Origin of the sequence: Acinetobacter sp. 161(2023), from assembly GCF_037027805.1 — a bacterium.
Taxonomy (GTDB): domain Bacteria; phylum Pseudomonadota; class Gammaproteobacteria; order Pseudomonadales; family Moraxellaceae; genus Acinetobacter.
Genome location: NZ_JAZEYD010000013.1, coordinates 1 through 23,102 on the forward strand (window position 1 = coordinate 1; position 23,102 = coordinate 23,102).

The window sequence follows — 23,102 nt, forward strand, 5'->3', positions numbered from 1 at the left end:
CACACTAAAGTTCAGGCCTTTGTCTGCCGTCGCTTGGGCTGCCGCTGCATTAGTCACGGCTGTACTTGCAGTATTCTGGGCAGTCGTTACATTCTGATTGGTGGCATTTAACTGGCTACCGTTCACTGCATCGGTTGAGGTAGAAGAAATGGTACCTGCCGCAACATTGATGATTTTATTTCCACCATTATCTAGCCCAGTATTTGTTAATTTTACTGGACCATTCGCTCCACCATTAACTGTAACACCTGTACTATTCAGTACCGTATTACCAGTTGTTACGCTATTTAATGAAATATCATCAGCTAAATCAAAAGTAACATCAGTATTGCTATTTAATTCGTCCGCTACTTTGGCAACAGTATTTTTACCATTGATAAAGCTAACTTTATCAGTGGTGCTATCACCAATAGTCGCCTTATTTACTGTTCCTTGACGTACCGTAAATGTATTTGCGTTTACGGTATAAGTCGTTATACCGTTACTATCAGTTCCCTGAGCAACTGTCGTACCTGCTCCAGCTAAAACTTTAGAAGTTGCTTTCTTTAACTGTGCGACATTGGCTGCATCTGTATCATTCGTTCCAGCTGCAACGCTAGTAATTTGACGAGTTCGTGTAGTTCCATTACCAACTGAAACAGCAGCATCTGTAGCCTTCCAAGTACTATTCGTATTTGTTGTACTCGTTTCAGTTAAAGGGTCATATCCGAGTGAACCTGAAGCTCGATCAGCAACCGAACCACTACCTAAGGCAACAGAGTTATTTTGTAAGTTTGCTTGCGCTCCAGCACCAATTGCTACAGATGTTTGAGAGGAAGCAGCGCTATTTGAACCAATAGAAACGCTTTGGTCTGCAGCCGTAGCAACCGAACCAACCGCTACTGCCAAATTTGATGCAGTTGATTGCGTACCTACAACCACTGCATTTGTACCAGTCGCTGCAGTGTTAGTACCTATTGATATCGAGTTTGCCCCAGATGCACTAGCACCTTTTTGAGTTGCTGTTGCGCCTGATTGTACATAAGCAGTACTTTTTAAGTCTTTTCCTGCACCAATTGCAATTGAATCGCCACCTGTAGCAGCAGAATTAATACCTACAGCAACATCACCTGTTTTACCTGTATAAGCCAATGCACCAATAGATAAACTACCTTGCCCCTCTGCATCTGCTTTTGTACCTACTGCCACCGAAGCTAGTGCCCCAGCCGTCGCTACAGGACCTAAAGCTGTCCCCAAATCATTAGCAGTTGACTTTGACCCTACTGCAACCGCAGATTCACCTGTTTGTACACTGGTATAACGATTTCCTACTGCCGATGCACCACCATTTGTTTGTTCAAAGTTGACTAAGTAATCACCTGTCAAATTTTTATATGCAGTTGCTGTAGCAGTATTGTTATATACAGCATTATCTCCAGCAGCTGGCGTATAGTTAAAAGCTGGAGCATTGGTGCTAGCGACCTTGTCCATATCATCAGCACCAATAGCGACAGATGAGTTACCTTTAGCTATAGTCTGACCACCTAATGCAACAGCTTGAGCTCCACTTGCCGTTGCTTGAGCTCCAATAGCGATAGACTCATTATAAGTTCCCGTCGCATTTGCTGGATTTACTGTAGAAGCTTGGCTTCCTATTGCAATATCTCTATCTGAATCTGTTACAGCACCACACCCAAACGCTAGTGAGCGGTCTCCCCCTGCATAAGCTTGGCCAGTAGTCGTTCCTGGTGTTGTTCCAGTACATGCTGACATTGCTGTTGAGTTAACAGTACCATTTGGCCCAAGAGCACCGCCATTAACTCCAACTGCACCAAAAGTGATAGAAGGAACGAGTATAGTTAGTATGCCCCACGTAAGTGGTTTAATTCGAAAAAGGAGTGGTGATGAGAGAGATGAGGGATCGATAATTAAATTATTGCTTGAAACTTCAGTTGAAGGCAACAAAGCATCATCTGTTCTTTGGCTATGAGTTTTTGCATGGCCCTTTGCAATTTCAGAAACGGCAACCCAGATTCCTAATGAAGCATTCCAAATTACTTTATATATCTTATTCATACACTCACTCGAATTTTACACAAAATAGACAATGCTTACCTTGAGTTACATAAAGTTTCAAAAAACCAAAGGTATGGCAATTTTCGCGGAATATATCAGAGGAAAAATGAGATGTAAATCACAAAAAATATTGTAATGTGATGAAAAATAATAAAAATAACAATATATGATCAAATAAATACAAAAAATATATTATGATTTTTTACTATAGATATAACTATGCAAGTAAAGTACGGCTTTATTGCATTAAAAAGATAATAAAAACAAAATATTAAATTTAAATTTATACTTAAAAACTATCATTTTATTTTATTAAAAATAAGTTTAATTATTTTTTATAAACAATCTTTTTAAAAAGTCTTATTGTTTAGGAATATTTATTAGAACATCAAAGCTAGGATCACATTAGGTGCTTTTCTGACATCCCATTAATTTTATTATTTTAAAAGATAATATTTATATGAAAATTAAAATCATTCTTTGCTTTTCAGTCACCTAAAACGAAAAAAGTAACCACCCTCAGGATGATTACTTTTTTCGCGCAGACCGTTTTACCAAGTAATATTAACACGTCTATTTGGTGCTAAACATTGAATAAGTTGTGAACTATTGTTACCGCTACACTGCTTATATAAGTCAGTCTGGCTATTTGCCTGTATTTGGATTCGACTTGCTTCAATGCCTTGTTGTACCAATAATTTGGCAACTGTGTTGGCACGTTGTGAAGACAATTGCTGGTTATAGCTAAATTTACCTAATGGATCTGTGAAGCCTGCAACAATAATAGGATTCGTTGTTTGGCTTTTCTTGATCTGCTCGGCAATTTTAGTAACGCTATCATGTCCTTGTTCAATTGCTTTAGCATCAAACTGATCAAAAGCAAATAATACACTGGCCGTACGTTCACCTATCAGGTTGCTATGCGTTGGCGCTTGATTATTTTCTCCCCAAGCAACCAAACCTTCACATGCCTCACCTTTCCAAGATAAACGTTCTGCTAAATAGTGTTTATCAAAATCAACCCGCAACTGACAACGTTGGTACTGATTTGTGTTAGGAATACGAACATCCAATACATAGTTCCAAACTTTTACTGCAAAGAGCCCTTCACTAAATTGTGGATTACCCAATAAAGCTCGAATTTGATCTTTATTCAGTCCTGCATCTAAACGGGCAACATCTTGGTATTCATAGCGGTTTACTTGTTTCAAGTAACTTTTTTCAATCGCTGGAAAATGAATTTCCTGTGGCTGAGCTGATTCATTTGCATAAGTTGTCACCGCGAAACCAGCAAAAGCTGCTACGACTAAGCTCTGGATTGTTTTGTTCATCTCTATAATCTCTTTAATCTGTCGAGCAAGGAGAGCATTGCTACTCTCCTAACCAGTTTCTTAGTTAATAACACCACTAATACCAATACGAACGCTTGGCTCACCTTGAGAAGCAGCTGCCACACCACCTGTGATTGACCAACGGCCATTGTCAGAGGTTTTACGTAAGGTCACACCAACTGCGTTTTCACCACCATGATATGCAGCACCCACAGCATAGGTGTATTTACCTGCTACAAATGGCGCATTTTCTAAGGCCATCGCAGCGGCAATACCCGCATTGGCTTTTTTCTCAACGTCATCAATGCGTTTATTGGTGTCATAGAACACTTGTTGTAACTGATCACCCAGATTGGTAATTTTGTTGCCCAATTCTTGGTTCGATTGATTTAAGGTACCAATGGCATCATTAATATTGTCTTTGCCCGTTCCACCAATATCTTTAGTCGTGATTGAACCATCACTATTTACTGATGTATTTCCACCAATACTGTTTTTAATACTGTCTGAAATATTGTGAATCTGACCACCATTTACGGCTTGGTTCGAACCAGCCTTAATCTCTCCATCTTTAACACCTTGGACAACACGATCACCGTCTTTACCAGCCATATTTACGCTAGTACCACCCGTGTCTTTACCAACCGTGATTTCACCATTTGGTTTTTGCTGTTGAACTAAACCAGTTTTACCATTAGAAATGTTGTCGATATTGTTCTGAATATTCTTAATATCATTCGAGTTCTTATCGACTTGATTCTGAACATTCCATAATTGGCCGCCATTTACGGCGTCTTTAGAGTCTAAAGCAACTTTACCATCAGCCACATTTTTCAGATTAGTACCCTTATCTCCACCACCTAAAGTGACTGAGTTCTTGTCAACATTGCCATTTTTATCTTTGTCATACTGCACAGCATGATCAGAAAGCTTGCCAATATCTTTACCAATTTGATCTTTAACATCATTAATTTGCTTGTCTAACTGACCTTTGTTCACTGCATCTTTTGCATTGACACCATCTGCAACATTGGTAACTTTTTTACCGCCAGCATCAATACCATTAATTGTGACACTTGGGCCTTCTTTAATGATAAGACCTTGCTGATTTAAGACATGACCACCGACATTTACACTGTCGAACTTCACATCTTTTAGCATCTCGATTTTGATGCCATCTTCTGTGGTACGGGTAAGGATGTTCTCACCACTGGTTTTATCTTCAGCAGTTTTTGCATCAGCACCACCCATAATATTGATAGTGTCACCAAGCTTACGGTGGACAGCTTTACCCTGAGTTGCTTTCTGGTCATTCGCACCAAAATTCAGCCCTTTTTGGGTCAGATCATTTACACCATTTGTGACTTTGTCATCTACAGACTTGATTGCATCATTGATGTTGTTTTTACCTGTTCCACCAATGTTATTGGTGGTCAAACTACCGTCTGGGTTTACAACTGTATTGCCACCAATACTGTTTTTAATACTCGTCGAAATGTTATGAACCTGACCGCCATTTACAGCATCTTTTGAGTTTTGTGCAATCACACCATTCGCGACATCAGTAATTTTCTTACCGCCAGCATTAATGCCATCTTTAGTCATGCTTGGACCATCTTTAATAGTCAAACCATTATGATTAAGTACGCTATCGCCCGCAGTTACGCTGTCTAATGTCAGATCTTTTTTGGTTGATACTTCGTAGTTAGTACTGCCATCTTTATTGACAGTTTCTTTTACTACAATGTTGTCACCTTCAGTTACGGTAGTTTTTGCTTTAGTTGCAGTATTTTTTACTTCACTAATTGCATCATTAATGTTGTTTTTACCCGTTCCACCAATGTTATTCGTGGTCAGGCTTCCATCTGGATTTACAACTGTATTTCCACCAATACTGTTTTTAATACTGTTTGAAATATTATGAATCTGACTGCCATTTACAGCTTCTTTTGAAGTTGATGAAATGTTGCCTGCTTTCACATTATCTAAAATTGTGCCGTCTTTGCCTTTTAAGGTGACTTTATCTTTCGTTTTAGCATCATCGTATTTCACCGCAGCATCATCAGTTGCATTTTGCTTGGCAGCAAGATCATCTAACTGACCTTTATTTACTGCATCTTTAGCATTTACACCATCTGCAACATTTGTAATTTGTTTACCGCCGGCATTAATACCATCTTTAGTAATGCTTGGACCTTCTTTAATAGTCAAACCGTTATTGTTCAAAGTGGTGTTGCCAGTAGTCACACTGTCAAACTTCGAATCTTTCAACAGTTCAATCTGGATACCATCTTGAGTGGTACGGGTAATAACATTTTCACCACTGGTCTTGTCTGTTGGAGTTGAAACAGCTGCACCACCAACAATGTTGAGCTTCTCACCCAATTTACGATGTACATCTGCACCGCTGTTGCCAGCAAAGTTCAAGCCTTTGTTTTCAAGCTCGGTCTTGTTACTGTCAATTTTGCTATTCAGTTCAGTTTTCGTATTACCAATCGTATTGTTTAACTCAGTCTTGGTATCGTTAATCTGAGTCGTTAACTGATCTTTAGTCGTGTCTAGCTTGGTGTTGGTATCAGTGATTTTGCCATTTAAGTTATCTTTTACTTTGGTTAGCTGATCAACATTCACTGCATCTTTAGCATTTACACCATCAGCCACATTGGTAATTTGTTTACCACCTGCATTAATACCGTCTTTTGTGATACTTGGACCATCTTTAATAGTCAAACCATTATTGTTCAAAGTGGTATTGCCAGTAGTCACACTGTCAAACTTCGAATCTTTCAACAGTTCAATCTGGATGCCATCTTGAGTAGTACGAGTAATGACATTTTCACCACTTGTTTTTGAAGCTGGAGTTGAAGCAGCTGCACCACCTACAATATTAAACTTCTCGCCAAGTTTACGATGTACGTCTGCACCACTGTTGCCAGCAAAGTTCAAGCCTTTGTTTTCAACATCATTAACACTGTTTGTGACTTTGTCATCTACAGACTTGATTGCGTCATTAATGTTGTTTTTACCCGTTCCACCAATGTTATTCGTGGTCAGGCTTCCATCTGGATTTACAACTGTATTACCGCCAATACTGTTTTTAATACTGTTTGAAATATTATGGATTTGACTGCCATTTACTGCCTCTTTCGAGGTCGATGAAATGTTGCCAGCTTTCACATTATCTAAAACTGTACCGTCTTTACCTTTTAAGGTGACTTTATCTTTAGTTTTAGCATCATCGTATTTCACCGCAGCATCATCAGTTGCATTTTGCTTGGCAGCAAGATCATCTAACTGGCCTTTATTTACCGCATCTTTAGCATTTACGCCATCTGCAACATTAGTAATTTGTTTACCGCCAGCATTAATACCTTCTTTAGTAATGCTTGGACCGTCTTTAATCATCAGACCATTATTGTTTAAAGTGGTGTTGCCAGTAGTCACACTGTCAAACTTCGAATCTTTTAACAGTTCAATCTGGATGCCATCTTGAGTGGTACGGGTAATAACATTTTCACCGCTTGTTTTTGAAGCTGGAGTTGAAGCAGCTGCACCACCTACAATGTTGAGCTTCTCACCAAGTTTACGATGTACATCTGCACCGCTATTGCCAGCAAAGTTCAGACCTTTGTTTTCAAGCTCAGTCTTAGTGCTATCAATTTTGCTATTCAGTTCAGTTTTCGTATTACCAATCGTATTGTTTAACTCAGTCTTGGTATCGTTAATCTGAGTCGTTAACTGATCTTTGGTATTGTTTAACTTGGTGTTGGTATCACTAATCTGATTACCTAAATCTTTTTTCGCATCATTTAACTGATTATTTGTATCAGTGATTTTGCCATTTAAGTTATCTTTCACTTTGCTTAGCTGATCAACATTCACTGCATCTTTAGCATTTACGCCATCTGCAACATTGGTAATTTGTTTACCACCTGCATTAATACCGTCTTTTGTGATACTTGGGCCATCTTTAATCGTCAGACCATTATTGTTTAAAGTGGTGTTGCCAGTAGTCACACTGTCAAACTTCGAATCTTTTAACAGTTCAATCTGGATGCCATCTTGAGTGGTACGAGTAATAACATTTTCACCGCTTGTTTTTGAAGCTGGAGTTGAAGCAGCTGCACCACCTACAATGTTGAGCTTCTCACCCAATTTACGATGTACATCTGCACCGCTATTGCCAGCAAAGTTTAAGCCTTTGTTTTCAAGCTCAGTCTTAGTGCTATCAATTTTGCTATTCAGTTCAGTTTTCGTGTTACCAATCGTGTTGTTTAATTCAGTCTTGGTATCGTTAATCTGAGTCGTTAACTGATCTTTGGTATTGTTTAACTTAGTGTTGGTATCACTAATCTGATTACCAAGATCATTCTTAGCATCGTTTAAATTTTTGTTGGTATCTGCAATCTGATTACCTAAATCTTTTTTCGCATCATTTAACTGATTATTCGTATCAGTGATTTTGCCATTTAAGTTATCTTTCACTTTGGTTAGCTGATCAACATTTACTGCATCTTTAGCATTTACACCATCAGCCACATTGGTAATGTGTTTGCCACCCGCATTAATACCGTCTTTAGTAATGCTTGGACCGTCTTCAATAGTCAAACCATTATTGTTCAAAGTGGTATTGCCAGTAGTCACACTGTCAAACTTCGAATCTTTCAACAGTTCAATCTGGATACCATCTTGAGTGGTACGGGTAATAACATTTTCACCACTTGTTTTCGCAGTTGGCATTGACGCAGCTGCACCACCAACAATGTTGAACTTCTCACCCAATTTACGGTGTACATCTACACCGCTATTGCCAGCAAAGTTCAGACCTTTGTTTTCAAGCTCAGTCTTAGTGCTATCAATTTTGCTATTCAGTTCAGTTTTCGTATTACCAATCGTATTGTTTAGCTCAGTTTTGGTATCATTAATCTGAGTCGTTAACTGATCTTTAGTATTGTTTAACTTGGTGTTGGTATCCGTAATCTGGTTACCCAAGTCAGTTTTTGTATCATCTAACTTTTGATTTAGATTGGTAATATTCTGAGCATTTTTACTAATATTGCTCGTGTTTTGATTTACACGTCCATCAACATTTTTAAGCTGGCGTACTGTTACTGCATCCGAGTCAGCCGAACCATCTTCAACATTAGTAATACGGCGCTCTTTTTCAGCCGATCCAACAGAAATAACACCATTAGATTTAGAAGCATCACGATTAGTCAGGAAGGAATTTCCTGTCGCTTCAGTTGCTACAGCATCTTGACCTAAAGCAACACTATTTTTAGCTTCTACTTTACTACGTGCACCTAGAGCTACACCACCTTCAACCAAAGACTGGGCACCTTGACCAACTGCAACTGCATTTTCTTGGTCAGCAATTGCACCTCCACCAATGGCTGCAGCATTTTTACCTACAGCTTTTGCACCGCCACCTACAGCAGCAGCATTTTCATTTGTAGCCTCGGCCCCTTTACCAATTGCAGCCGAGTTATCGCCTGTTGCTTGGGCACCACTACCAATTGCAGCAGCACTGTTTCCAGTCGCTTTTGCCCCTTCACCTGGTTTGTTACCAGAGCCAATTGCTGTTGAATTTGTACCCGATGCCAATGAGTTAATACCCATTGCTGAGGCACCATCACCTGTTGCTTGAGCAACCGCACCAAATGCAGCAGCACCTTTACCCGAAGCATTTGACATCACACCAAAAGCAGATGAAGCATCACCCGTAGCTTTAGAAGTCATACCGAAAGCCGATGAAAATGCACCAGTACCTACTGCTTGAGTACCTACAGCCGTTGAGCCATGATTCGCTTCAGTTGTTGGATACTTACCTGCTTGAAGCACACCGCCAGTAATTTCTGTATAAGTTTTGCTCAGCTCAGCATCTTGGGCGATTTTATCTACATCATCCCCACCAATGGCAACAGAAGAGTTTCCTTTTGCAATTACATCGGCACCAATCGCAATAGACTGATCTCCAATTGCTTTAGTCTGATCACCAATCGCAATAGACTGATTGCTATAACCAGGCGGTGTTCCTGTCGCACCTTTAGTCGATGCATTACGTCCAATAGCAACATCACCACTGCCAACTGTTTGGCTGCTACTTCCCATTGAAATTGCACCAATTCCCATCGCTTGTGCATATCCACCAATCGCTACTGCATCACGAGCAGCAGCAGAAGTATTCACTCCAACAGCAATCGCATTACGTCCAGTTGCACCATCATTTTCAAAGTTACCACCTTGCTGACCATTATCATTAATACTGACATAGTGGATACGAGCAGCTTTTAACTGACGTATAGTGGCAGCGTCAGAATCTGCTGCACCGTCTGCTACATTTTGAATACGGCGCTCGCTTCCCACATCACCAATTGATAACACACCTGTGGGAGCCGTTTGTTTAGTTAAGAAACTTTCACCCGTAGCTTGAATTGCTTTTGAATCTTTACCTAAAGCAATACTATTTTCTGCTTCTGAACGGGCACCTTTACCAACTGCTACACCACCATCGAAAGTAGCCTCAGCTTGGTCCCCAATAACAACTGCATTATCTTTTTGTGCTTTTGCACCTGTACCAATCGCAACAGATTTTTTACCTTTCGACTCAGAGAACGCACCAATCGCTAAAGCATTTTCTTCAGTCGCAACTGCGCCGCCACCAAATGCAATCGAGTCTTTACCTGTTGCTTTTGTTGCCATTTTTGGTTGATAAGCAGCACCAGCTTGCCCAGCAACTGGATCTGCATTTTCAATATCTGGCGAACCAATCGCAATTGCACGGTAACCTTCTGCAGTTGCCGAATGCCCAATTGCTAAAGAACCTTTACCTGTAGCGGCTGCAACATTACCAATTGCTTGAGAAAAATCAGCGGTTGCTGCAGATTGTCGTCCAACGGCAAGAGCAGTATTCCCAGAAGATAAAGCACCTGTACCAATTGCAACGCCTGAAATATCTTGAGTTGTCGCATAAGAACCAATTGCTGTTCCTAAACCTTTCTCAACTACGGCGCCAGTACCTACACTGGTTGCCCCACCTTGTTTCATTGCACCCGCATAAGCACCAGTAGAATTATTATATGGATTATTACGGTTTGCGATATTAGAACCAGTTCTGTCTTGAGTTTGGGCCCCACAACCAATAGCAATATCTTTTTCATTGGCAGTGCTCGCATTCCCCTCACGACATGAAGTTGTACCTGAAATAGATGTTCCTTGGCCAACCCCTCCTTCGGTATTTGTCCCTGCGAAAGCATTTGGAGCAAAACTAATTACGCCTGCTAAAACTACCGCTGATGCATTTAAAGTTTTTGATTTAGTCTTAGTTTTACCTTTTGCAATTTCAGATGTTGCAACCCATGCTCCAATCGAAACATTCCAAATGACTTTATAAACTTTATTCATAAAACTTCTCAGACAAATACCAAAATCAAAGACCCATAAAAATGTAGAAATACATTTTTATAATTTTCAGGCCCTAAAAAAGAGGCGGCATCCTAAATGAATAAATTTAAAGGGTAAATATAAAACCGAAGCAATCACCAAAAATATGAGACTTTAATCACAAAATATAATTTTATAGTTAATTTCAACATATTGAATATACTAAATAAAAAATTAAAAATGAATGTATTGTTCAGTTTTTGTTAACAAAAGGTGATTTTACATTAAAATAGAATATTAACTCTAATTAAATGAATATTTTTTATAAAATTAATAGTATTTATTATTTTTAAAATACATATGTACTTTTATTAAAATAGAATATTAACTCTAAAATTAATATCTATTTTTATGTACATTTTCTATAAAACCATATATTAAAAATACACTCGTATATTATAAATAATCATGAATCATTCTATTTATAATAAAATTATAAAACAACTTAAATTTTAAATATACTTCACAAAAGTATTTATTTTTAAATAAAACTAAACAAAGTTTTTTGTATCGTTAGATGCGTATTTCGTTTGTAAAAGAAAAGCTATTATTAAGTTAAAACGTTTAGGTCTTCTACAAAATTTTATTCTTCTTAAGAATTAATCTATTGATTTATAAACCTTTTAAAGAAAAGTTGACTAAATTAGTCATTTTTTCCACATTTTCTATAAATAGGCCCTTGTATTTTTTGAAATACACATCACTATAAAAAACATGGCAACCTCGTTGTCACTCATTAGGAGTGCCCATGTCTGAACTTATTATGAATGAAAAAACTGACTTAGAGCCTCAGGTTCCAAGTGTATTACCACTTTTAGCGTTACGTGATGTAGTGGTCTATCCACACATGCAAATTGCGTTATTCGTGGGTCGTGAAAAATCGATCAATGCAGTTGATGTGGCTCGTAACAGTGACAATTTAGTATTTGTAGTTGCGCAAAAAGATTCGCTTACAGAAGATATTGATCACGACAACCTTTATCAGTACGGAACTGTCGCTAAGATTGTTCAGGTCGTAAATCATGAGAATGATGAAAACTGCATCAAAGTACTTATTGAAGGGTTACAGCGCTCTAAGCTTGAAAAAATTATCGATGAAGATAGTCATTTGACTGCTGAACATAGCTTAAGTCCAATGACAATTAACGTAGATAAAGCTACTCAAGAAACTCGTTTACAAGAGTTACGTACTTTATTTGCTCAATATGCTGAAGCAAAATTACGTAATGCACGTGAACTGGTTGCAGCTGCTAATAAAATTGAAGACTTACTACAGCTAATGTTCTTCGTAGCAACACGTGTACCTCTAAATATTGAAATTAAACAGAAGTTTTTAGAGCACGATGAATTTGAAGCACATTTGCAAGAGCTTATGAGCTACTTGGTAAATCAATCTGCCGAACAGCAAATTGAACAAACTTTGCATGACAGCGTAAAACGCCAAATGGAAAAAAACCAACGTGAATACTTTCTAAATGAAAAAATGAAAGTCATTCAACGTGAACTTTCTGACATGAATGGTGGCGCTGAAGATGACGTTGCTGAAATAGAAAAACGTCTTGCTGAAGCTGATTTACCTGAACACGTGCGCAAAAAAGCCGAAGCTGAGTTCCGTAAGCTTAAAGCCATGCAGCCAGCATCTAGTGAAGCAGCTGTTGTACGTAACTATCTAGAAGTAATTTTAGATACGCCGTGGAATAAGGCGAGCAAAGTCAGTATTAACCTTGCGAAAGCTCAAGAGATTCTTGATACCGATCACTACGGCTTAGATGACGTTAAAGATCGTATTGTTGAATACTTAGCTGTTCAGTCACGTGTTAAAAAACTCAAAGGTCCGATTCTATGTTTAGTAGGTCCTCCTGGTGTAGGTAAGACTTCGCTTGGTGAGTCAGTTGCGAAAGCGACAGGTCGTGAGTTTGTTCGTATGGCACTTGGTGGCGTACGTGACGAAGCTGAGATTCGTGGTCACCGTCGTACCTATATTGGTGCGATGCCAGGTAAAATCGTGCAGTCTTTAACAAAAGTTGGCGTGAAGAACCCACTGTTCTTACTCGACGAAATTGACAAGATGGCACAAGACTACCGTGGTGATCCTGCTTCTGCGTTGCTTGAAGTATTAGATCCATCGCAAAACAGTAAGTTCAACGATCACTATTTAGATCTTGATCTTGACCTATCTGAAGTGATGTTTATCTGTACTGCAAACAGCATGAACATTCCTGAGGCATTGCTTGACCGTATGGAAGTTATTCGTCTACCGGGTTATACCGAAGATGAAAAAGTTAATATTGCTGAACGTTACCTTGTTCCAAAAGCGATTAAGAACAACGGTCTACGTGCTAAAGAGTTAACAATTCATGAAGAAGCGATTCGTGATATTGTTCAGCGCTATACACGTGAAGCTGGTGTACGTAGTTTAGAACGTGAAGTGTCTAAAATTGCGCGCAAAGTGGTAAAAGAAGCAGTAAGTAAAAAGTCTAAAAACTTACAACTTGATGTGACTTCTGCCAATCTTCCAGAATACTTAGGTCCACATAAGTTTGACTTTGGTATTGCAGAAGAAGAAGCTCAAGTAGGCCGCGTAAATGGTCTAGCTTGGACATCTGTAGGTGGTGAGTTACTTACCATTGAAGTTGCAGCTGTAAAAGGTAAAGGTAAATTCATTACGACCGGTTCACTTGGTGATGTAATGAAAGAATCTATTACTACAGCAATGACTTTAGTACGTACACGTGCCGATGAGCTAGGTATCGAAGCTTCTCGTTTTGAAGAAACTGATGTACACGTTCATTTACCAGAAGGTGCGACACCAAAAGATGGCCCATCTGCTGGTTTAGCATTAACAACTGCCCTTGTATCAGCATTTACAGGCATTGCGATTCGTCCGGATATTGCAATGACTGGTGAAACAAGTTTAGGTGGTCGTGCAATGCGTATTGGTGGCTTAAAAGAAAAACTTCTTGCAGCACACCGTGGTGGAATTAAACTTGTATTTATTCCACAAGATAACGTTCGTGATTTGGCAGAAATTCCAGCGAATGTTAAAGAAGGTTTGGAAATCAAAGCTGTGAAAAGTATTGATGACATCTTACCTTTAGCATTAGTTTCGATGCCAAAACCTTTACCTAAAACACCGATTGTAAAACCGGTGGAAGGTTCAAAAGCAGCACGTCACTAATTAAAATGTGAAAAAAGAGAGCTTCGGCTCTCTTTTTTTTTGTTACACAATTTGATTGAAAAATATCCAACCATCCTCATAATAGGTATTAAGAGTATTTAGTTAAATTAAGTATTCTTCGTTATCTATTATTTTTATAGATAGCCTTGTTTTTATTCTCTATGATCATCTGAACTCCAGACAGGTGATCATTTGATCGCAGTCCAATACCATTTTTTGGACTGCGTTTTTTATGCCTCTTTGTTACCACGAACTGATCTCTTCCTCAGGTATAATGCGCAAGCTGTTTTGAATGAATAGATCATATGAAAATTCGTATTCTGACCATTGGTCAAAAAATGCCTGCTTGGGTTCTCACTGGTTTTGAAGATTATTTCAAACGTATCCAACCTTTTGTTCAAACCCAAGTCATTGAACTTCCTATGGCCAAACGTGGTAAGAATGATTCAGAAGCCGATATTTTAAAATATTGCCAAATTGAAGGCGAAAGTATTTTAAATGCTTTAAAGCCGAATGAAACTTTAATTGCTTTAGAGGTCGGTGGCCGAGAACTCAGCACAGAAAAGTTAGCAGACACCATGAAACAATGGATGCTTGAAGGCAATGATGTAGTACTCGCGATTGGTGGCCCAGATGGTTTGTCGGATCAGGTACGCAAAGCTGCGGCATGGCATTGGTCACTCTCAAAACTAACCATGCCTCATCCTTTGGTGCGTGTTTTATTAATTGAGCAACTATATCGGGCAATGACTATTAATCATAATCATCCCTATCACCGTGCATAAAAACAACAACCGTTTCATTTTAGGAACAATCCGTTGAAATCAGGATACTTTTAACATGCCCTGATTTTGGCATAATGACTATTATTCTGCTTTTCAACTCAGGTGCAATGCAATGGAACTACAAACCCTTCCTGGACTGTTTATTTCACATGGTTCACCCATGCTTGCACTTGATCCAGAACAAGTAGGACCTGCTCTACATCGTTTAGGTGCAAATCTTCCCACACCAAAAGCAATCATTGTGATGTCTGCCCATTGGGAAAGTAAAGCACTTGAAGTGTGTATTTCGACACGTCCAGAAACATGGCATGATTTCCGCGGCTTTCCTAAAGAGTTATATGAAATTCGCTACAGCGCACCTGGACAACCAGAACTCGCTGAAGAAATCTTAAAATTACTGGCAGATGCTCATCTTGTTGCACATGCGAATAGTACACGTCCTCGTGACCATGGCGTATGGATGCCTCTATTGCATATGTATCCTGATGCTGACATACCTGTGGTCGAGATTTCTTTGCCAACCAATTTAAGCGCACAAGAAATTTATCGTATAGGGCAAACACTTGCGCCTTTACGGGACAAACAAGTTTTATTGATTGGTTCAGGCAGTATTACCCATAATCTTGCAGAGTTATCTTGGCAAGGAGACAACTCTAAAGTTCCTGAATGGGCTTCGACTTTTAGAAATGCTGTTGTGAATAAACTTACACATCAAGATTATGATGGCGTACTGGATTGGCAATCATTGCCCTATGTAAAACGTAATCATCCTACCCTTGAACATTTTGCCCCTTTGTTTTTTGCTATGGGCACAGGCAATCGCTTTACGATTGTTCATAGTAGCTTCACAATGGGCTCACTAGGCATGGATATCTATCGTTTTGATTAATTATTAACAAATACCCCGTTTTTCGGGGTATACCATTATTTTTGTTGAAAACTAGAATAACTTACAAACTTATACATTTTAAAAACCGAAACAATCAAATGTTTACATTTTCTTTTTTTAAGAATGTTTTAAGCTTATTGCTGTTGTTTTTTTACTTGAAGTTTTTTAAATGAAAATTAAATATTTAATTCTTGCGTTATTACCTTTTTCTTTGATGGCATGTCAAACAGTTACGAATACTCCGGCTCCAATTGTATCTGAGCAACAACAAAACCTTGCGGCCACTTTAGGTGAATATGCTTGGACTTATCAAAATGTAAAAGCTTCTAAACCACTTATCCTTAACTTTAATGCAGATAGCAAATTAGCAATCAATACAGGTTGTAATGGTCAAGGCGGTACTTGGAAAGTTGAAGGCAACCAACTTGTTACTTCTAATCTTGTTTCAACCATGATGGCTTGCCAAGATGATTTAATGAAACAAGAACAACTTTCTAATAGCATCTTTAATGACGCGAAATTACCAATCGAAATTAGCAACAATAATGGTCAGGTGATTTTAAGCGTGACAGATAAAACTGGTCAAAAGCATATTTTCCAAGGTCAAAAAGCAGTAAATACTCAAGCTTTAACAGACTACTCTTGGTCTTATCAGCCTGAAAATACAAAAAAACCTATCGTTCTTAACTTTACCAACGACCGTTTATCGATCGCAACGGGTTGTAACCGCCAAGGAACAACTTGGAAAGTTGAAAACAACACCATCGTAACTGCTGATGTAATGTCGACTATGATGGCATGTGAACCTGCTTTAATGAAACAGGAACAATTTTCTAGCAGCCTTTTCCAAAAACGTGCGATTCCATTTGAACTCAATACCACAAACGTTGATCAACCAACTCTAACGGTATCTGATGCTCAAGGTCAAAAATATACCTTTACTGGTAAAATGACACCTGAAGCAAAATATCAATCTGAAGGAAAAACTGTTTTCCTAGAAGTTGCTCCACAAACTAAATCATGTACTGGTGTTGCCCCACAAACTTGTATGCAAGTTCGTGAAATTAAATATGATGACAAAGGCGTTAAAACTTACGCTGACAAAAACTGGTCATTATATTATGGCCAAATTGAAGGTTTTGAACACAATCCAGATCAACGCGTAATTTTACGTGTAAAACGTTTTGAAGTGAAAAACCCAGCAGCAGACCAATCTAGTCAAGCTGATGTATTAGATATGGTTGTAGAGCAAGAGTTAGTTAAAAAACCTAAAAAATAAGTTTTTAGACTAAAAAAAATCCGATGCTTTTGCATCGGATTTTTTATTTCTATTTTTAGAAAATACCTTGAGCAAGCATTGCATCAGCTACTTTTACAAAACCTGCAATATTGGCACCATCAACATAGTTAACAGTACCATCTTCTTTGGTACCGTATCTTACGCAATTGGCATGAATGTCTTTCATGATTGCATGTAAGCGTTCATCAACCTCAGCATGTGTCCAGCTTAAACGAATTGCATTTTGAGACATTTCTAAACCAGACGTTGCAACACCACCAGCATTAGATGCTTTTCCTGGCGCATACAAAATTTTAGCTTCGATGAAGTGTTCAACTGCTTCAAGTGTAGATGGCATATTTGCGCCTTCAGCCACACAAATTACACCATTTGCAATAAGCGTTTTAGCATCTTCACCTGTTAATTCATTTTGCGTAGCGCATGGTAAAGCAATATCGACAGGAATATGCCAAGGCGTTTTTCCTTCAAAATATTCAAAACCATGTTTAGAAGCAAACTCAGAAATTCGACCACGCTTAACGTTTTTAAGATTCATGACTTCAACAAGCAACTCATCTGTAAAACCATTTTTTACATAAACTGTGCCGTTAGAGTCAGACAACGTAACAACTTTTGCCCCTAAGAACATGGCCTTCTCTGCTGCATATTGTGCAACGTTACCAGAGCCAGAAACAGATACTGTTTTACCAGCAAAAGATTGTCCACGCGCTTTTAGCATTTCCTCTGCAAAATAAACCGTACCATAGCCAGTTGCTTCAGGACGCATTAAGCTACCACCAAATGAAATTCCCTTACCAGTAAAGACACAAGCGGTGTCATTACTCAGCTTTTTCATCATACCTGCCATATAACCGACTTCACGCGCACCCACACCAATATCTCCCGCAGGAATATCAGTATTCGGTCCTAAATGACGATACAGCTCAATCATGAGTGCCTGACAGAATCGCATAATTTCAGCATCAGATTTACCTTTAGGATCGAAATCTGAACCACCCTTCCCCCCACCCATTGGTAAGGTTGTAAGTGAGTTTTTAAAAGTCTGCTCAAAACCTAAAAATTTTAAAATTGATAGATTGACCGATGGGTGGAAACGCATTCCCCCTTTGAATGGACCAATTGCTGAATTGTATTGAACACGGAAAGCTCGGTTAACTTGAGTCTGACCTTGATCATCCATCCATGAAACACGAAATTGAATCACACGCTCAGGTTCAACTAAGCGCTCTAACAAACCCTGCTCTGCATATTCCGGATTTTTTTCAATAAATGGCCACAAACTCGTCATTACTTCTTCGACAGCTTGTAAGAACTCAGGTTGATGCGGATCACGCGCTTGCACGTAATTCAGGAATTCATTCAGGTTGTTATATTTCAATGCACGGTCCTCAGCATAGTAATGAATTAAATTGGTGCAATACATTATTAAATGCATCATTTAGCAGCAAAATATTAAATCCCTTTCCATCAATTTTAACAATAGTTATTTTAAATTATTTTATTCACCTTAATTATCAAAAACTTATTTTTAGAAAAACTGCTTAAAAATAAGAAATAGTCATTTAACTTTTCACTTTTATTGATCTATTATTGTGCAATATTGGCGACATTTTAGGTCAATTAAAACCCGATAAATTCGTTAAAATCCATTGACCTTACTTAGGTTTTTCTTCATTATCGCATCGTTTTAACCAAGCTATTTGCCCACTATGAATTCATCTATTTCTCTCATACGCGAGATTGATGCGTTATTACCACAAACACAATGTGGTCTATGTGGACATCGTGATGGATGTCTACCTTACGCAAAGTCGATTGCTGAAGGTGAAGAAGCAAATAAATGTGTTCCAGGTGGACAACCTGTTGCTGATGCACTCGCAAATCTATTAAATCGCTCTCCATTAATTGCTGAAAGTAGCGTATGGCCTGTACAAACAGATGGTCGCCCACAGCGAATGAAAGCAATTATTCGTGAAGATGAATGTATTGGCTGTACCAAATGTATTAGTGCTTGTCCTGTAGATGCTATTATTGGCAGTGGTAAGCTCATGCATACCATCTTGACCGACTTATGTACGGGTTGTGAGCTATGCATTCCACCGTGTCCAGTAGATTGCATTGATTTGGTTGAGGACACACAAGCCTTACCAAATGAACAACAGCGTAACGCAGAGCAAGATGATTTAAGACAACGCTATTACGCTCACATTCAACGTGAAGAAAAGCGTCGTAGTCACCGTAAAGGGCCTGTGGTACGTGCTGAAATTGATACTCAACTGTTTGCGCAGTTTTCTCAGGCACTTGATGAATTACCGTCAATTGAACTTATCGAGAAACCTAAAGAGACTGTACTAACTGATGCTAAAACTACAATTGAGTTAGCTAAAATTCGTACACAAATTAAGAAACTGGAAAAACAGCTAGGTGTGCGTGAAGATGCTAAAAAGCGTCTTCAACTCGAAGAACTACAACAACAACTCATGCAACTACAGGAGGTCTGAATGGCTGTCAAAAATATGACGAAAAAGCAGATTCAAATTTTCTTTGAACGCCTTCGTGAACAACGGCCGTCTCCTCAAACCGAGTTAAAATACTCATCTTCTTTTGAGTTACTCATTGCAGTTATGTTGTCAGCTCAAGCGACCGATGTGAGTGTAAATAAGGCAACTGATAAACTTTACCCGGTAGCTAATACAGCCGAGAAAATCTATAACTTGGGCGTAGATGGGTTAAAGGAATATATTAAAACAATTGGCCTTTACAACGCGAAAGCCGAAAATGTTATTAAGACCTGTAAGATTTTAATGGAGCAATTTAACGGCGAAGTTCCAAGCAACAGAAAAGACTTGGAAGCTTTACCAGGCGTCGGACGTAAAACCGCAAATGTTGTTTTAAATACAGCATTTGGGCAACCGACTATGGCTGTCGATACCCATATTTTCCGAGTGGGAAATCGAACTGGCTTAGCCGTAGGTAAAAATGTACTTGAAGTTGAGCACCGCTTAATTAAGGTCATTCCTAAAGAATTTATTTTAGATTCACATCACTGGCTCATATTACATGGCCGTTATTGTTGTATCGCTCGTAAACCGAAATGTGCTGAATGTGTAGTTGCAGATGTTTGCAACTGGCCTGATCGCTTTGAATTTGGCGCACAAAAACAAATTACTATTAAAAATATTGAAGCTTAAAAATATGGTTGGGTATAGATAATATACCCGGTCAATCTTACTTTAGACGTTTGTTCTGATTACGCTCTTCTTTTGCTTGTTTTTGTACCTGCCTAAGCATTTTATAACTCTGATAACTCAAAAAGATGACGAGTGCCAGACTTAGCAATACCACCAAAATCAATATGATTTTCATATTGTTCTCCTGCACCGAATGAAAGAAAAGAGCCCTCACAAAGAGGGCTCATTATCACAAACAATATTAAATTATTTGTCTAAGATGTTGAACAAATCTTTTTGTACATCTTCAATTGTACGCAAGCCATCAAGCTTGTCATAAGTCGGTGCATTCTCACCAGATGCAGCGCGGCTTTGATAGAAACCAACCAATTGCTCAGTTTCTGTATGATAAGAAGCTAAACGTTTACGGATCGTTTCTTCTTGGTCATCTGGGCGTTGAACAAGATCTTCACCAGTTTCGTCATCTTTACCTTCCACTTTAGGTGGATTGTAAACTGTATGATAAACACGGCCAGAAGCTGGATGCTGACGACGACCAGAAAGACGTTGTACGATTTCTTCGTCAGGAACGTCAATTTCAATCACGTGATCAATGCTAATCCCTTCTTTTTCCAAAGCTTCAGCTTGTGGAATAGTACGTGGGAAACCATCGAAAATGCAGCCATTTGCACAGTCAGGCTGAGCAATACGTTCTTTTACTAAACCGATAATAAGTTCATCTGAAACCAAACCACCAGATTCCATTACACTTTTAGCTTTTAGACCTAATTCAGTACCTTCACGAATCGCAGCACGGAGCATATCACCGGTTGAAATTTGTGGGACATTGTAGCGCTTACAGATCAACTGAGCCTGAGTCCCTTTGCCTGCCCCAGGTGGTCCGAGTAAGATAATGCGCATAAAAAACATCCTCATTTAAAACAATGAATGTGAAGCCCGGCAGAAAAAGTCTCGTTAATCTTCAATAGATCCTGCCCGACATCGAATTATAAGAAAGCCACAAACAAATGTATTGTACCAGCAATAAATCCGGTTACCCCACCTAGTACAATAAGAATCCACTCATCCTCCTGAAATGCAGGACGTAACAAATTCTGAAACTCTTTTGGTGTCAGTTCGCGAATACGCTCTTTAAACATTTGAAAAATTTTCTGTGCCCGGCTTGCGTTTAGCGCAGGGTCACATACGGGTCCCATCGTAATTTCAATTGAACGATCAATCAAGTCCGTCTTTAACCTTGCGTACTCTCTTGGCCCTAAAGAAAGCTGTAAAGATGTACGAACTAACGGTGTTTCCATAATTTCGTTAATATGACGCTTCACAATACGACGGGTTTTATCTTTACGTGGCCCGTACATCATTTCAGTCATAATCGATTTTAACGTAATCAAATCTTCTGTTACTACGCTTGAAAACACATCAGAGACTTCTTCTTGGCGCTTCATGAAAGCACCTTGGAAATTATAGGTCCCAATTCGAAGAACGGGTACAATCCAAGGAAACTTACGATCTTCTGTTAATCTAAAAATCTGTGGGTAACGAATATAATGTGGTTCAAGAGGGTTAAACACCATCCAGATTGCAATCCAGTTCGTTAAAAAGCCCCAAATTGAAGCCCAAAATGGGACTGTCCAGTGCCAAGGTACGACAAACCAAACAATCATTTGGAAAATACCAAAGAACATTCCAATTAAAGCGCTAATATGCCAAATAAAGTTGATTTCTTTTTGTCCAACTTTTAAGAACATGCGTACCATCAAACGGCGATCACCTTCCATTTGACTCACGACCATTTCACGCATATTGACCAGTGACTCGACGTTCATAGTCAGCTCAGTCACTAATTCTCTTAGCACGCCTGGTAATTGTTTATGTGCCTGAGCATAAATACGGCGTTTAATCGAATAAGGTAAATTTTCCCAAAGTACGGCATTACGATCGATCATGACTTCATCAATCAGGTGTTCAAGTTCAAACCCAACCTGCTCACCAATAATGCGTGCCATGTCTTCAGGATCCATTGCTTCTAAAAATTCACGCAATGAACCTAATTTAGATAAAGTATTATCAGTAATAATACCTGAGATACGTCCAGCCTTACGTGGCACAATACCTTGCCAACCTACTGGTAATGGACCTAAATGGAATCCCCAAAATTTAATTGGGTAAAACACCATTTTTAAAGCCATCCAAACGTGTGCCCATGTAACAAAGGCAGTGACTGGAATGATACTCAAAACGGCCCAAAAATCAGGTCTGTGTAAAAAGGTCTGCCACAATCCGCTGACGTACTCTAACATGTAAGACTCTCGTATTTATTTGTGCTCTGCTTATGGCGAGTTAACGATAAACTGCTTTGTTTTATAAACCAAAACTTAGAGAATAAGAAAATTGAATTTGTGGTTTAGTATCCGCAGCAACTGCTCCATTTTGGTCAGTTAATTTTTCCGCCGCACCAATACCCACACTAAAAGTACTAATTCTTTCTGAATTCAACAATACATAGGCCAAATCGACACCAGCGCCTAAACGGGATTTATAATCGCCATCGACCTCTTTACTATCGAGATGCCCAGCATAAAAACCGATATAGTAGCCATTTTTATCTGTGCCAGTAAGATAATAAGGATATCGAAACCCGACTTGGCCGCCGGCAGTTTTGTCACCATTCAAAAATGCGCCAACTTTTGCATAGGCAATACCATAAGGGTTTACCCATTCGCCGTTTAAATGTAATAGTTTTTGTGTAAAACCAGCACCCACATTCCACGTAGATGCAGTATGTCCTGCTAATTTTGCTTCTGGAAGAAACGAATAGTCTTGAGCATGGGCCCAACTACTTACCGTCAAAACTGCAAGTAAGGGATAAATTTTTCTCATTATTTTCTCCATTTTCCCTAATCGTATGGTGAGAACAACCCTATTCTATT

At 38.9% G+C, this 23,102-nt stretch carries 14 protein-coding genes; 6 read left to right on the plus strand and 8 right to left on the minus strand.

Going from position 1 to position 23,102, the window contains the following annotated elements:
- From WA249_RS13320 to ata, 3 genes are all read right to left on the minus strand, one after another.
- Positions 1–2,055, minus strand: a 2,055-nt coding sequence (locus tag WA249_RS13320) for an ESPR-type extended signal peptide-containing protein (protein ID WP_336169355.1), incomplete at its 3' end; no start/stop codon positions are given.
- 551 nt (positions 2,056–2,606) lie between these two features.
- Positions 2,607–3,386: a trimeric autotransporter adhesin/peptidogylcan-associated protein TpgA gene (gene tpgA / locus WA249_RS13325; RefSeq protein ID WP_336169357.1), complete on the minus strand. Its 780-nt coding sequence runs from the start codon at positions 3,384–3,386 to the stop codon at positions 2,607–2,609.
- Positions 3,387–3,446: 60 nt separating this feature from the next.
- The gene (gene ata / locus WA249_RS13330; protein ID WP_336169359.1) at positions 3,447–10,790 is read right to left on the minus strand and encodes a trimeric autotransporter adhesin Ata; all 7,344 of its coding nucleotides are present in this window, start codon (positions 10,788–10,790) and stop codon (positions 3,447–3,449) included.
- 787 nt (positions 10,791–11,577) lie between these two features.
- Here ata and lon point away from each other — a divergent pair.
- The 4 genes from lon (at position 11,578) to WA249_RS13350 (ending at position 16,960) form a co-directional block, all read left to right on the plus strand.
- Complete coding sequence (lon, locus tag WA249_RS13335) at positions 11,578–14,007, plus strand: endopeptidase La (RefSeq protein ID WP_336169361.1); 2,430 nt, start codon at positions 11,578–11,580, stop codon at positions 14,005–14,007.
- 305 nt (positions 14,008–14,312) lie between these two features.
- Complete coding sequence (rlmH, locus tag WA249_RS13340) at positions 14,313–14,792, plus strand: 23S rRNA (pseudouridine(1915)-N(3))-methyltransferase RlmH (RefSeq protein ID WP_003652981.1); 480 nt, start codon at positions 14,313–14,315, stop codon at positions 14,790–14,792.
- Between the two features lie 112 nt (positions 14,793–14,904).
- On the plus strand, positions 14,905–15,681 hold the full coding sequence (locus WA249_RS13345; RefSeq protein WP_336169363.1) for a DODA-type extradiol aromatic ring-opening family dioxygenase: 777 nt from the start codon (positions 14,905–14,907) through the stop codon (positions 15,679–15,681).
- Positions 15,682–15,850: 169 nt separating this feature from the next.
- Entirely contained in the window at positions 15,851–16,960 is a 1,110-nt protein-coding gene (locus WA249_RS13350) for an META and DUF4377 domain-containing protein (RefSeq protein ID WP_336169365.1), read from the plus strand.
- 55 nt (positions 16,961–17,015) lie between these two features.
- Here WA249_RS13350 and gdhA read toward each other — a convergent pair whose 3' ends face one another.
- The gene (gene gdhA, locus WA249_RS13355; protein WP_336169367.1) at positions 17,016–18,419 is read right to left on the minus strand and encodes an NADP-specific glutamate dehydrogenase; all 1,404 of its coding nucleotides are present in this window, start codon (positions 18,417–18,419) and stop codon (positions 17,016–17,018) included.
- A 271-nt stretch (positions 18,420–18,690) separates the two neighbouring features.
- On the opposite strand from gdhA, the gene WA249_RS13360 reads away from it, so the two are divergent.
- Positions 18,691–19,482, plus strand: a complete 792-nt coding sequence (locus WA249_RS13360; protein ID WP_336169370.1) for an RnfABCDGE type electron transport complex subunit B — start codon at positions 18,691–18,693, stop codon at positions 19,480–19,482.
- On the plus strand, positions 19,483–20,172 hold the full coding sequence (gene nth, locus WA249_RS13365) for an endonuclease III (RefSeq protein ID WP_017391676.1): 690 nt from the start codon (positions 19,483–19,485) through the stop codon (positions 20,170–20,172).
- A 37-nt stretch (positions 20,173–20,209) separates the two neighbouring features.
- Here the strand turns inward: nth and WA249_RS13370 are convergent, their stop codons facing one another.
- The 4 genes from WA249_RS13370 to WA249_RS13385 form a co-directional block, all read right to left on the minus strand.
- Positions 20,210–20,347, minus strand: coding sequence for a hypothetical protein (locus WA249_RS13370; RefSeq protein WP_336169372.1), 138 nt, complete (start codon positions 20,345–20,347; stop codon positions 20,210–20,212).
- 71 nt (positions 20,348–20,418) lie between these two features.
- Entirely contained in the window at positions 20,419–21,072 is a 654-nt protein-coding gene (gene adk / locus WA249_RS13375; protein ID WP_016138896.1) for an adenylate kinase, read from the minus strand.
- An 86-nt stretch (positions 21,073–21,158) separates the two neighbouring features.
- A complete protein-coding gene (locus WA249_RS13380) occupies positions 21,159–22,472 on the minus strand; it encodes a hypothetical protein (RefSeq protein ID WP_016138897.1) in 1,314 nt (437 codons plus the stop codon).
- Positions 22,473–22,533: 61 nt separating this feature from the next.
- On the minus strand, positions 22,534–23,052 hold the full coding sequence (locus tag WA249_RS13385) for a hypothetical protein (protein ID WP_004793942.1): 519 nt from the start codon (positions 23,050–23,052) through the stop codon (positions 22,534–22,536).
- Positions 23,053–23,102: the final 50 nt, after the last annotated feature.